This is a genomic window from Enterococcus sp. DIV1206, from assembly GCF_051712485.1.
GTDB classification, from domain to species: Bacteria; Bacillota; Bacilli; order Lactobacillales; family Enterococcaceae; genus Enterococcus; species Enterococcus faecalis.
Genome location: NZ_JBIOOZ010000002.1, coordinates 1 through 12,678, shown reverse-complemented (window position 1 = coordinate 12,678; position 12,678 = coordinate 1). Strand labels below are relative to the sequence as shown.

Sequence of the window (12,678 nt, the reverse complement as noted above, 5' to 3'; positions counted from 1 at the left end):
AGTGTATGCATGAAATACAAGAAGAGATTTTCACACAAGCAAAATTTTTTGGGAAAATCTTAATAAAAGATGCGGTTTGTGTGTTTATTCTGTTTCAGGTAGCCACAGGCTTACAAGAAAAAACCTATAACCCACTAGGCACTGTTGCGTTTCTTTTTGTTATGATTATGGGAATCTATTGGTTATTGCCAACTGTAGGAAATGTACGAGTGAGGAATTATCAGCGATTGTGGCTTATTCTTTCAAAAAATCGTCAAACCTATCATGCGATTGCCCAACAATCTTTTCAAGAGGAAGAAGAAATAGAGTTTCCTATGTTTACGGAAGAAGAGATTTTAGAAGAAGATTCGCAAATTGAAAAAGAAATGAAAGAATATAATGAATAAAAGAAAGCAAAGAAGTTCTCTTTGCTTTCTTTTTATTTCATGGTGTAAGTATTTTAGAACAAGGAAGTGAAATGATTTGATGATTGATACAGATGCATTATTGCAACCAGAAGAGGCGTTACCAGCATTAATTGATACAACGGAAAAGAAAAAAGAAAAAAAGAAGATAAAAAAAGTAGAGAAATCCGTATTAAGTTTTATGGCAGAACGTCGCATTATTTCGGAAGAGTGTATTGCCTTAGAAAAAGGAGTCACAGACTTTTATCGTATTGAAGACTCTTCTGCACGAGAGGGAAGTTTAGAACAACGACAAGCAGCCATCAATGATTTTTTGGTCTTTTTAAAAGCGATTCACAAGGATGTAAAATTCATTTTTACCAGTTTTCCAATTGATATGTCGGAAAATATTGATTATGCCATTCGTCGGTTTAAGATGGGGGCATTAAGTCCAGCAGTAAAACAGGAACAGAAATATACGCTTAAAGTATTAGAGAATTTAGACAACAATCGATTAATTGATACGGTCTATCTTCAAATATTTGCAGATAACGAAGAAGAATTAAAAGAGGTTAGTCGCGAAATACGGGTAGCTCAAAGTGCAGGATTTCGATTGTATCCAATGACCTTAACACAAAAAATCAAATTCTTATTTCGACGATATAATCCAAGTTCTCCTTTACCTGTGGGCATTCCTTATCAAAAAACAGATAAAACAGGAAGAGAAGCTTCTGTACAAAAAATAGTAGATAAAAAAGGATATGATCCGTTATTTATTGGAACTATTCAGCCAATGGGAGGTGTCAAGCCGCATTCTTCAAAAGATTTACAAATTGCGGACGGTTACATACGGGTATTAAACCTTGTTATTTATCGACCGAAGAATAATCCGAATTTTTGGGGTGAAAAAATCTTTTGTATGAAAAACGTTTTAACCACGTTGGATGTTCATACGATTGATATCAATAATCCTCTAGTCGAGCAAAATTTAAATCGTAGTTTAGGAGAATATGAAGATCGTGTGTATTCGTCAAAAGACAAAATTTCACGAAAAAAAGCTCGGAAAGAGTATGAACAACTTGACCGTACCGTAGAAAGTATTTTGGAATCGGTTGAAGTTTTAAAAGAAATTCATGTACGATACATTTTGACTGAATCAAGTATTGAAAAACTCAATGAACGAGAACAAGAAATTCACCGAAAACTACGAAAAAATCAATTTCAAGCAACTTGTTTCTTAGATGAAGCAGAACGGCAATTTAGAGCTTCTTTTGTAAGCTTTAAAGAAGGCATGAAGCTAATTAAACGGAAAGGAAAAGAAATTAAAGGAACGGCATTAGCAGGAAGTTATGCGTTTAATTATGCCAATCACATTGACTATGATGCGCCGTATAGTGGCTATCCGTTATACGGATCAGGTGTTGTTGCGTTATCTACCACACATAAAGATAGTGTGAGAAAATCCTACAGTATTTTTATTATAGGTAGTCAAGGGTTTGGAAAAACAACGGCTGCTAAAAAGCTATTAAAACAGGCAGTAGAATATAACAATATTCATTATGGTTTTTATGTAAGTGATGAAACCAAACGTTTAACAGAAAAATTAGGGGGCAATTATTACGATGCAAGTCTTGTTCGTTTAAATCCTTGCCAAATCTATCGCTCTGATGTAGATGCAAAAACAAAACAGACCAATGAAAAACAATCGTTAAAAACAAATTTAACCAAAATGCGTTTAGTTTTTGGGTTAGCTGAAAACATTGATTTTGGCAGTTCTATTATGACAGAAGCAAAGCAAATTTTTAATGATGGGTATCGGAAATATATGGAGCGTCATCATTTAGAAGAAAGTAAAATTACCCAATATGATCCTGAACAGTATCCAATTTATTCTGATATTTTGGCTTATGCAAAAGAAGAATACAATAGGCGATCTGAAACGTTTGAAAAGCAATCGTTGAGTGAGTTAATAAAAAAACTAGAATCGTTTATTACGGATTCAGGAGACATTTTTAATCAAAAATCAACGTTTGATTTTTACGAGAAGAAATTAGTGACCTTTAATATGGAAAATCTCGTAAAATCAGATATGTTTGCGTATAACGCTCAATACTACAACTTATATACCGCTGCATTTAGCGAAACCGTTCGTGTAGGCCAACGAGAAAAGTATTTGTTTGACCGTAAGAAAAAACGGGTAGACGAACTGATTTATTCCAATATTACTTCAGATGAGTTTCATAACCCTATTCGCACAGAAAATCTTACGTTGTTAAAAGCTTTGGACCGTTATAATCGTGAAGGAAGGAAATTATTGATTGGCCAAACGTATATATTGCATGATATAGCCGACGCATTTCCTGACTATAGCGACAATAAAATGGGGGAAATTTCAAAGATTGTTGTGAACTTGTTTAAATTATCTACGTATCGGTTTTTGTTTAAACAAGATGAATCTTCCGAAGAATTATTAAGAAAAGTCTTTGGGAAACAACTAAGTGTTTATGATATTAAAGACATTATTCAGTTTGAGGAAGGCGATATTTTGTTAAATATTAAGGGAGCGAAAAATATTAAATTCCGTTATGGTTTATCAGCTATGGAGAAAGAAATTTTTGATGGAGGGGTGTAACATGGCTAAAAATGTAGTAGAAAAGCAAAGAAAACTGAAAAAAATAAAACAAAGTGTTCAGCGCATTGTATTTGGAAAAAAGAATCAAACGATTGTAAGTTTTGAAACAAGACGACTATACCTTCTGGTAGTAGTTGTCTTTTTTATTTACCTTTTATGTTCATGGTTAGTTTCTTAAAGGAATAGGAGGGAAACACATGTCAACCATTCCTGTTTTCTCCCAAAAACAGTTAGCAATTGCAAGACGCACGAATATGTTGGCGTATATGCAAGAGCGAGGAGAAACTTTTGAAAAAGTTTCTTCCAAATTTTTAGAACATACACTGCATGATAGTATGCGAGCAAATGCCAAAACAGGTGTCGTAAATTGGTATTCTCAAGGAATCAATTCGTATGATAATGCGATAGATTTTGTTATGTCTTATTATCAAGAGCCTTACGAGCAAGTAGTACGTCAATTGTTAGACTTTCAATTTAATCAGCAGAAACGATACACGACAACGAAAACAGAAAATAAACAACAAGAACCACGACAAGAAGCGTTTCGCTTAGATAAGCTCTCAATCACAGGAAATTATGACACAGGTGTATTAGATGAAAAAGGCTGGGATTATTTAAGAAGTCGCTATTTATCTGATGAAACCATTCAAGAATTTGTAGATAAACAAATGATTAGTTCAGACAATCGCCACAACATTCTTTTTAAATTTTCTGATATTGGAAAAGGTAAAATGGGAACAGTGGTTGGAGCGGACGTGCAAGGAACCTATGCTCGGCCATTGGCAAAGCGAATAAAAAAAACGAAAGAGAATGACCTTAATTTAGAACGTAAATATTTTAAGGGAATTGCTTTAAATAGCCACGGACAACGTGGTTTTTTGTTTGCCAAAAATGTTGATTTTAAAGAACCTATTACGCTTTATGTGACAGAAAGTCCAATAGAATCCTTATCGCTGTATGAGTTAGATAAAGAGTATTTGCCTAAAAATAGCTTTTTCCTTTCGCTATCTGGGTTAAAAGAAGAAACTCTTTGGCGAACGTGTCGTGATTTATCCAATACGATGGATTGTTCTATTGGCAGAATCGTGTTAGCTGTAAATAATGATGAAGCTGGAAAAGAATTAGTAAGTAATGTGCATGCCACTTATAGTAAAAATGCTGAAATGAAAGAAAACACTAAGTTAACTTTATACTTGCCAACAGCGATAGAAAAAGGAGACTACAATGAAGTCTTAGAAATGCAAAAAACAGGGCGTCTTGCCAGTCGTGAACTGAAAGAAAAAGAACAACAGCAAGCGCAACAACTATATAACCAACAAAAGGCTGTACAGTATCAAGAGGTGTCGGTATGAGAGGTTTAAAGGCGAAAATTTTTCTTATCGTTGCTTTATTAGGAAGTATAGCTTTAGTTACAATGTCTGTTGCTCAAGAAATAAATTATATTCTCATGCTTGCAATCGGTACTGAAGAAGAGGAAAAGACCAATCTTTCTCCTGTAGAAAATCAAGGTCTTTCAGCAGAAGTATTAGCGTTAAAACCAATTGTTGAGCGAATTGCCAAAGAGATGGGGGTTTCAGAAGAAGTTCCTTATCTTTTGGCCATTATTATGGTGGAATCAGGAGGAAGAGGTGGCGATCCGTTTCAATCAAGTGAAAGTGCGGGATTGCCGCCCAACTCAATAACTGATCCTGAACAGTCTATTCGGCAAGGAATTATCCATTACAAAAGTGTTTTACAATTAGCAAAACAATATGGCATAGAAGATAGAAAAGCAGCCTTACAAGCATATAACTATGGCGGAGGGTTTCTTAGTTGGTTACATGCTAATAATCGTCCATATACGTTTGATGCAGGCGTAGAATTTGCTAGACAGCAAGCGAATGGCTTGAAGGTTCCATATACGAATCCGATAGCAAGTTCTCATGGAAATTGGCGCTATGCTTATGGAAATATGTTTTATGCAGAATTAGTGTATCAGTACGTGAATAGTATGCAACAAGGCATTGCAAACGGCGGAAATGGGGCTTCTTTAGCGGTTTTAGAATCTGTTTTAGGTCAGGAACTTTACGGCGGAGAGTGCTACATGTTGACCGCTTATTACGTTGAAAAATTAGGAGGCCCACAATTACGAGGAAGTGGCTTTGAGTATGCAGAAAGAATTGGCGAAGATTACGATTGGCCAGCATATGGGTGGTCAGTAATTATTGACCCTAAGCCGTCAGATTTGCGCGCAGGAGACATTGTTAATTGGTACGCAGGAGGAATATTAACTCCTCAAATATGGGGCCATACAGGCGTAATAGCGAGTGTTTCAGACGGTGGACAATCGTTTACTACCTATGAACAAAATTCAGAAAAAGGAAGAATAGTAGCGAAGTATAATCGTACCTATTCGATAACGAAAATCCGTAGTATTGTGCGAAAAAACAAGTAAATAAGTTGTATTTTTCTTTTATAAGAAATTACTATTCATTCTTTTTGACAATTGAATTAAATTGAGTTAAACTTTGTTAAATTAAAGAATGGAGCTGAAAAGAATGGAAACCATCGCAAGAAAAATCGGCAATTCTGTAGGAGCAATTTTCCCAAAAGATATCTCTCCAGAAGTTGGGGAAGCCTTTACTATTTTTAAAGTAGGTGACACGTATATTCTAAAACCTAAAAAAGAAGATATTTTTGAAAAGAAAGAAGTGTGGGAAGGTTTTAGAGAGTCTTTAACAGAAGAAGATAAAGAATGGGACACTATGAAGCTTGAAGGGGAAGAATATTAATGTATACACCAAAACAACGTGACATTATTTGGTTAGATTTTGACCCTTCTAAAGGTAAAGAGATAAAAAAACGAAGACCTGCATTGGTTGTCAGTAAGGATGAATTTAATGAACGGACAGGTTTTTGTTTGGTCTGTCCCATAACGTCTTCAAAAAGAAGCTTTGGGACATATATTTCTATAAAAGACCCACAAAAAATTGCAGGAGACGTTGTTACACATCAATTACGTTCGGTGGATTATACGAATAGAAATGTAGAAAAAATAGAGCAATGCGATGTGTTAACATGGATTGATGTTATTGAGGTCATAGGTATGTTTATTTGAGTACAGAGTTAATAAAATAGGCAGGGAAAAGCAATCTAAGAAAGAATTCTTAGGTTGCTTTTTTTTATAAAAAAATACAAGAATGCGAGGGAAAATAATGAAGGCAATGCCTCAATGGTTAATGATTGGTTGTTGTGGTTTGTTATTAGGGATAGGAGGAACCTTCTTCTATACAAAGAAAATATTGGCACCACAAGAAACAAAAATCATGCAAAACTATGAAGAAAAAAACAAGCAATTAGAAGAAGAATTACAGTCGTTAAAGGAGAAAAAAGCCAACGGAACAGCAGGAGAAGTTCCGATTCCGAAACATACTTATTCACATAGAGAATATAAAAATTTAAAAGCGATTGGAGAACAATTTAGGAAAGCCTATTATGATATTTCTACCGATACGGCAGAAGAAAAATTAAAAAAATTATCGGAAATATGTGAACCAAAACTAGCAAAAACGTTGCGTCCTGCTTGGGTAGATGACTACAAAGATAGCTTCCGAATTGAACAAGAAACAGTAAGTGAACAATACTATGTTCAGCTTGATGGCATTACTGGTAAAGCAAGAATGATTGGTTGTCTGGTTGTTTCAACGAAACACGGAAGTGCGCAAGCATTTGATGTGAAATATATCGATCAATTTACGTTAGAAAAAGACGAAAATAATCATTGGAAAATAAAAAAATTTGAAGAACAAATTGCCTCACGAGACTTTCCAACTAGCTATTTTTCTAAGGAGTGAAACGAATGTTTGACAAGATAAATGAATGGCAAGAACGTATTGAAACATTTCGAGAACAAGTCCAATCAAAGGAAAAAAAGCCTCGTAAAATTCAATCCAAATTCCAAAAACATGCCTCAAAATTTTATATTTTGATGTGTGTTTTTACTATTTGTGGGTATCTATTTTTTAGCTTTTCAAGAAGCATTTTTAAAGATGATAGCCCTATGTTAGATACAGGAATTGGCGTGGCAAGTAAAACAAAAATCGGGTCTAGTGAAGTTGAAATTTTATCACGAAAAGTAAATGAGGATAGTGGGTATGGAGAAGTTCTTTTTTCTATAGAAGATGGGAACGACCAAGTGCATAAAAATTATGTTGCTTTCGCAGGAGAAAGCAAAAGTAAGCAACAAATAAAAACCGATTTACAAGAAATTTCAACAGGTTACTACTTACTGAAATTGAATGGCATACCCAAAGAATGGAAAGAAATTATTATTGATTTTGGGTACAACGAAGAGAAAAAAGCGCCAACTTCTATTGAACAAATTGAAGAGGAAACAGAAGAAAAACAAAAGAATCAATCGCAACAAACAACGTTTTATTGGGACGTTAGAAAAAGTAAAAACAGTCCTGACTTAAAAGAAAAACCAAAAGAAAATTATGAATTAGAGGTCATTAAAATTGAAGAAAAAGAGGTAGGAAAACAACAAAAATTATTAGCGGAAAACAGTAAAAAAATTGATGAAGAAATGAAATTAATTGAAGAAAAAATAGCTACTGAAAAACAAGAATTGTTCTATAAAGTTGGGGAGGAAAAAGAAGATGGAGAAGAAATTGTTAGAGGGTTGGAAAGAGAAAAAGAAACCTATTTAGAAACCAAAAAGAAGATAGCAGAGGAACAAGAATTATTAGCGGAAAAAGCAGATAAATTAGCTGAAAAGCGAAATAAAATAACAGATAGTTAGTCATTTTACACCTATTAAAAACGTAGTATGTGTCTATTAGAAATGTATTATGTATGTAGTATGAATGTAGTATGCGTCTATTAGAAATGTAGTATGTCAAAAGCACAATTGCTGTAAAATCAATAAATACGTATCTATTAGAAATGTAGTATATATGTATTATGAATGTAGCATGTATGTAGTATGAATGTATTATGAGTGGCTATTTTTGGGGCCCACGGGAAAGCCTTGCACTGCAAGGCGGGGCAGCTTGTCTGACCCCCATTTCCCCTTATGCTCTTACAAGAAGAGTGGCGATTAAGCAAACTGCTTAGAACTAGAAAGATAAATAACGGAGGTACAACAAAATAACAAGAAGTGAAAGGAAATAAAAAAGGAAGGAAATGTGGTAAAAGTGACAGAAAAAGTCATTATAAAGATAAGAGATATTGATAGAGAAACGAGCCAACGATTAGTAAAAGTGGCAAAGGAAAAAGGGTACAGTGGACGAGATGAAATGTTGCGTGACATTCTGAAAAAAATTGCCTATGAAGAGTTTCAATTAGAGACAGAAATTCGTTATCAAGCTTTTACAAAAGATGTAGTTGAAACAATGCAACTGGGCATGGAAATTTTAGCAATGAAAATGCTCGAACCAGGAAAAACTTTTGACGAAATGGAGAATGAAAAATGACGAAAAACACTTTAGAAGTAAAGAAATCAACAAGTATTTATATGTCAGCTAAAACGAAAGAGCGATTGGATCAGTTGGCAGACAAATTACATTATAGTTTAGGAGACACGATTGAGTTTCTATTGGATATTTCTGAACAGACAACGATGAATCAATCAGACGAATTATTGGCCACACAAAATCAAACGAAAAAAATGGTTTCGGTGATTGAAGAGCGGACAGAATTATTTATGGTTTTATTCAATGCAATGACAGATTTTATGCAACTAGAAATCAAAGAAGGGGAAGAACATGCAGCGTTTATTGAAGCGAAAGAGCTAGTAAAAAAACGACAAGAAAGTAGAAAAACAGAAGCGATTAATAAAAAGAAATATTCTCAAGTGACGGGAAGAAATGACTAAGAAAACAGCAGGCATTATCTTGACGAGTGCGTTTGTTATGCCTGGTTCCAATACGTATCAAGCTTACTTGGATTATATGGAAAGAAATGAAGCCACTCGTAATGAACAATTCGATCGTTTTAATGCTTTTTCTACACAAAATTTTATGGACAGTATTTCTGCTATTGATGGCGGAGGAGAAGTGATGTTTTCGACTTATAACGATTATATGTCGAATCCAGAAAAAACCTCTGCACTGTTTACAAAAAATTATGATCAAACACCAGAAAACGAAGTTCACCGAATGAAAAAATACTTTAGTGAGGCACAAGAAAATCGCTCACCTTTATGGCAATTAGTCTTTAGTTTTCGTAATGAATGGTTAATTGAAAAAGGTTACTTAGATGAGAAAACCAATCATTTAAAAGCGCAATATATTTACCAAGCTACTCGAAAGGCCGTAGCTGAATTGGAAAAGAAAGAAGTATTGAAAGGTGAATGGACAGCGGCCATTCACTACAACACAGATAACATTCATGTTCACGTAGGTTATGTTGAAAAAGAACCGACAAGAGAATGGATTAATTATATTCACCCAACAGAGCCTCACAAATCAGGTTGGCAATATAAAGGGAAATTTGCGCAAAAAAATATCACAGCGACAAAACGTGCTTTCGTGAATGAATTAATGCAAAATAAAGAACAATTATTGTCATTGCAGACCTACCTAGATTATCAAAAAAGATTAGTAGAATCTTGTCAGGAACAATTTACACAAGGGCAGTATGAACAACGCTTTGTTCAACTCATGGAAAAACTTCCTCGCAATCAATATTTTTGGAAATATGGTTTTGCGGATCGCCACCATTTTAAACCAGAATTGGACCGATTAATTGATTTATTTCTAGAAACTGATGGCAAAGAATTGATGGATAAAATTCTTCCACGTTTAAAACAAATTTCTGATGATTATGAAGAAGTATATGGGAATCCAAGAAATAAACCTACGTATTATGATCAACAACTTTACGGAAAAAATAGTTTGTATTCTCGTATAGGAAACTTAATTTTATCCGAAGCAAAAAAACACCCTGAATTATTCAGAAAAACAGCACGAGCTGCTTCTTTGTCAGCATTAATTGAAGAAGAAAATAGAGGAAGAGATAGTCCAAAGGAACAATTTTTAACAGAACAACAAATAGTAACAGAGGAGGGGTATTTTTCTGAGGGATTTGCGTCGTTAGAGGCTTCTATGCCAAGTGAAGAATCAGAATATGTAATTGACGAACAAAGTGAAAAGTCTCTCTCAGAGTTGTCCACGAATAAAGAGGAGTGGACAGAAGAAGAGCAACGAATGTTTTCATCGTTAGAGGCAGAGCAGCCAATGGATAACGAAGAAGAACAGATAACAGATCAACAAACAGAGGCAAAAAAAGAAGAAACACCATTAACTCAAGCATTAGGCACGTTGAATCGTTTTTTTGAAAACCGTGAAGCTACAAGAGAAGAGCGAAATCAGAATATTATACTTCAAATGGAATTAGAAAAAGAAACCGCTATTAAAGAAAAACGAGGGGTTTATTTCCATAAAGTAAATGATGAGGATTTAGCAGAACCCGTGAGTATATTTGAACATGGAAAATTAAAGAAAAAGATTATCTTACCTAGCAACAATCGTGCGGAATATGTGTCAGTGCATGAAGGGCCTTCTAAGAAGATAAAAAGTAACTTAGAAAATTATTCGAGTACAAACCAACGGTCAATTTTGAGCCAAAAACCAGAAGCAACGTATGTGTTAGGAGAAGAGCGTTGGCAACTGAAGAATCGTCGAATAAAAGAGTCAGAAAAAGACAAGCCTATTTTATTAATTGGCCTAAAAAAGGAAGGAGAAGAGAGTTTTCGTTTTGAAAAAAAGAAGGTTTATGATTATTCTCAGACAGAAGAGATTCCTATAAAAGAACGAAAAAAAGATGAAACGATAGAAAAAGGTGTATTGTCCAAAAAGCAACCTTCGGCATTCCGCTCGACAAATGTAGGATTCAACAAGAATCACTGGAAACAAAGTGATTATGAATTTCGAAAACAGATGTATCATTTACGAAAAGCGTGCCAAAATAGTCTACAAAATTACTTAAATGAAAAGGCGTATCGAGAGTTAGAACATTCTATCGGTACAGAAATGATTTTTTAATAAGCAACCATTGTGTATTAGAAGATAGCTGAAGCTATCTTCTTTTTTTATTTATCAAAAAGAAAAGAGGAAACAATATGCAAAAAGAAGTATCGAATTTTGATTTTTCAGATTTTTACGATGAAGGATTTGAAAAAACAAGCAATATTCGTCAAGCGATTTATGTTTTTCAAGATGGTTCAATGTGGAATGGTTATTCTGAGGGAGGGGGTGGTTATATTAGAGATGTAGATCATGGGTCTATTGAAGCCTTTTTTAAAGATACGTCAATTGATAGATATCACCCTGAATATCATTCGATGGTTTTGAGTGAACTAGTGCAAGTCGTACCAGAAACGCAAACGGTATTAACGTTAGCAGCCAATAATTACTCAGAAGAACAATTAAAAGTGTTACAACAATTTCAACAAGAAGGCTTTTCAATTGAACAATTGGAAAATCATAGTGAAGTTAAACAAATTTATTCAACTGAAGAAATAGAACAAGCTTATATAGAGTTAGAACAAAATCTTATGGAATTGGATGATGAGGAATTTTGGGAGGATTTACAATTAAAATATGACTTAACAAAACTTGAAGACATAGAAAAAGCGCAAGAAGAAATCGAACAACGATTGCTTGAAGAAGAGGAAGAAGCTAAAGAATTAGCTGAAATAGAAAATAAAATGTGGGAGGAATATGAACAACAACAGGAGGAAAATATATATTTACAAGAAGAACTAGGAATTGCAGCAACTGAACAAAAAATGGCTCAGAATGAGATGGAACAAGGCTTATCTTTTTAAAAAAGTATTTTTCGTAGCATAAAATGAAATTTCCCTGCTTGACTAATCATGTGCGTTAATATATGATTTGTGTGAGCGGGAGTAATGAAAGGAAGACTAGATTTGCACCCAACGAAACAAAAAAAGCTATTAAGTTTGTATGATGAAACTTTTTTACAGGTCACTAAAACAGAACAAAACTTTTTTAATTTTTTAAAGCAGAGCAGTTATTTGCATAAGTATTCGATAGATGAACAGCTTTGTATTCATGGGCAAATGCCACAAGCAAAGTATTTAGCTGACTTTGATACCTGGATACGAATAGGACGATTTGTTAAAAGAGGGCAAAAAGCAATATGTGCTTTACGATTCAATGAAGATAGAGTTCAAGGACTTAACTTTTTTGATGTATCTCAAACGTATGGTAAAAAAATAGATTTTCCAGATTATACTTTGTCAGAGCAAGAATATAGTCAGTTATTTACTATCGAACAGGTAAAAAGTAAAATAGCTGAAATTCAGAATTATAGTCATTTGTCGCAAGCTGAGAATCGTTTAGCGGAAGTAATTGGTAAAGAATTAATCCGGTATAAAACAATACAATCTTTTACAAAATCTATTGAATGGAACGTGGATTTACAAGATTTGAATAAATTTGTTCCAATTATGCAAGTTGCGAATGAAATGAATCGTGTCGTAAGTAAAGAAATTTTATTATTAAAACAAGAAGAAAGGATGAATAGCAATGAGTATGACATACAAGGAGAACGAAGCTGGAGTACAGATTCCTCAAGTCACATATCCCGACAACAAACCACTGGGGAGATTCGGGAAAATAGCGGTAGAGAATTTGAAGAATCGAAACAGATCGGAAT

The 12,678-nt window shown here is 34.1% G+C and carries 13 protein-coding genes and 1 pseudogene; all 14 read left to right on the top strand.

Annotated elements, in window-relative coordinates; all coding sequences use genetic code 11:
* The first annotated feature begins 5 nt into the window (after positions 1-5).
* On the top strand, positions 6-386 hold the full coding sequence (locus IGK86_RS14350; protein ID WP_438742648.1) for a DUF5592 family protein: 381 nt from the start codon (positions 6-8) through the stop codon (positions 384-386).
* Between the two features lie 79 nt (positions 387-465).
* Positions 466-3,015 carry a hypothetical protein gene (locus IGK86_RS14345; RefSeq protein ID WP_016622181.1) on the top strand — a complete coding sequence of 850 codons (2,550 nt, stop codon included), beginning with the start codon at positions 466-468 and terminating at the stop codon, positions 3,013-3,015.
* 1 nt (position 3,016) lies between these two features.
* Complete coding sequence (locus tag IGK86_RS14340; RefSeq protein WP_165442590.1) at positions 3,017-3,193, top strand: hypothetical protein; 177 nt, start codon at positions 3,017-3,019, stop codon at positions 3,191-3,193.
* 19 nt (positions 3,194-3,212) lie between these two features.
* Positions 3,213-4,367, top strand: coding sequence for a DUF3991 domain-containing protein (locus IGK86_RS14335; protein ID WP_438742646.1), 1,155 nt, complete (start codon positions 3,213-3,215; stop codon positions 4,365-4,367).
* The gene (locus IGK86_RS14330) at positions 4,364-5,449 is read left to right on the top strand and encodes a lysozyme family protein (RefSeq protein WP_130760268.1); all 1,086 of its coding nucleotides are present in this window, start codon (positions 4,364-4,366) and stop codon (positions 5,447-5,449) included. Before IGK86_RS14335 ends, IGK86_RS14330 begins: the two co-directional genes overlap by 4 nt.
* Before the next feature lie 103 nt (positions 5,450-5,552).
* On the top strand, positions 5,553-5,786 hold the full coding sequence (locus tag IGK86_RS14325; protein WP_172689777.1) for an AbrB/MazE/SpoVT family DNA-binding domain-containing protein: 234 nt from the start codon (positions 5,553-5,555) through the stop codon (positions 5,784-5,786).
* On the top strand, positions 5,786-6,112 hold the full coding sequence (locus tag IGK86_RS14320) for a type II toxin-antitoxin system PemK/MazF family toxin (protein WP_014862335.1): 327 nt from the start codon (positions 5,786-5,788) through the stop codon (positions 6,110-6,112). Before IGK86_RS14325 ends, IGK86_RS14320 begins: the two co-directional genes overlap by 1 nt.
* A 97-nt stretch (positions 6,113-6,209) precedes the next feature.
* A complete protein-coding gene (locus tag IGK86_RS14315) occupies positions 6,210-6,848 on the top strand; it encodes a hypothetical protein (RefSeq protein ID WP_289853996.1) in 639 nt (212 codons plus the stop codon).
* A 5-nt stretch (positions 6,849-6,853) separates the two neighbouring features.
* Positions 6,854-7,795: a hypothetical protein gene (locus IGK86_RS14310; RefSeq protein ID WP_438742643.1), complete on the top strand. Its 942-nt coding sequence runs from the start codon at positions 6,854-6,856 to the stop codon at positions 7,793-7,795.
* A 385-nt stretch (positions 7,796-8,180) separates the two neighbouring features.
* Positions 8,181-8,468, top strand: coding sequence for a hypothetical protein (locus tag IGK86_RS14305; RefSeq protein WP_016622189.1), 288 nt, complete (start codon positions 8,181-8,183; stop codon positions 8,466-8,468).
* The gene (locus IGK86_RS14300; protein ID WP_262140974.1) at positions 8,465-8,869 is read left to right on the top strand and encodes a hypothetical protein; all 405 of its coding nucleotides are present in this window, start codon (positions 8,465-8,467) and stop codon (positions 8,867-8,869) included. The genes IGK86_RS14305 and IGK86_RS14300 overlap by 4 nt, the downstream gene beginning before the upstream one ends.
* Positions 8,862-11,039: a MobP2 family relaxase gene (gene mobP2, locus IGK86_RS14295; protein WP_438742641.1), complete on the top strand. Its 2,178-nt coding sequence runs from the start codon at positions 8,862-8,864 to the stop codon at positions 11,037-11,039. Before IGK86_RS14300 ends, mobP2 begins: the two co-directional genes overlap by 8 nt.
* Positions 11,040-11,116: 77 nt before the next feature.
* A complete protein-coding gene (locus tag IGK86_RS14290) occupies positions 11,117-11,824 on the top strand; it encodes a hypothetical protein (protein WP_438742640.1) in 708 nt (235 codons plus the stop codon).
* Positions 11,825-11,908: 84 nt separating this feature from the next.
* A pseudogene (locus IGK86_RS14285) lies at positions 11,909-12,678 on the top strand (SNF2-related protein); the annotation flags it as partial.

Coding starts and splice junctions, on each gene's coding strand:
- IGK86_RS14350 (WP_438742648.1), top strand. CDS start 6: ATGCATGAAATACAAGAAGAGATTTTCACACAAGCAAAATTTTTTGGG.
- IGK86_RS14345 (WP_016622181.1), top strand. CDS start 466: ATGATTGATACAGATGCATTATTGCAACCAGAAGAGGCGTTACCAGCA.
- IGK86_RS14340 (WP_165442590.1), top strand. CDS start 3,017: ATGGCTAAAAATGTAGTAGAAAAGCAAAGAAAACTGAAAAAAATAAAA.
- IGK86_RS14335 (WP_438742646.1), top strand. CDS start 3,213: ATGTCAACCATTCCTGTTTTCTCCCAAAAACAGTTAGCAATTGCAAGA.
- IGK86_RS14330 (WP_130760268.1), top strand. CDS start 4,364: ATGAGAGGTTTAAAGGCGAAAATTTTTCTTATCGTTGCTTTATTAGGA.
- IGK86_RS14325 (WP_172689777.1), top strand. CDS start 5,553: ATGGAAACCATCGCAAGAAAAATCGGCAATTCTGTAGGAGCAATTTTC.
- IGK86_RS14320 (WP_014862335.1), top strand. CDS start 5,786: ATGTATACACCAAAACAACGTGACATTATTTGGTTAGATTTTGACCCT.
- IGK86_RS14315 (WP_289853996.1), top strand. CDS start 6,210: ATGAAGGCAATGCCTCAATGGTTAATGATTGGTTGTTGTGGTTTGTTA.
- IGK86_RS14310 (WP_438742643.1), top strand. CDS start 6,854: ATGTTTGACAAGATAAATGAATGGCAAGAACGTATTGAAACATTTCGA.
- IGK86_RS14300 (WP_262140974.1), top strand. CDS start 8,465: ATGACGAAAAACACTTTAGAAGTAAAGAAATCAACAAGTATTTATATG.
- mobP2 (WP_438742641.1), top strand. CDS start 8,862: ATGACTAAGAAAACAGCAGGCATTATCTTGACGAGTGCGTTTGTTATG.
- IGK86_RS14290 (WP_438742640.1), top strand. CDS start 11,117: ATGCAAAAAGAAGTATCGAATTTTGATTTTTCAGATTTTTACGATGAA.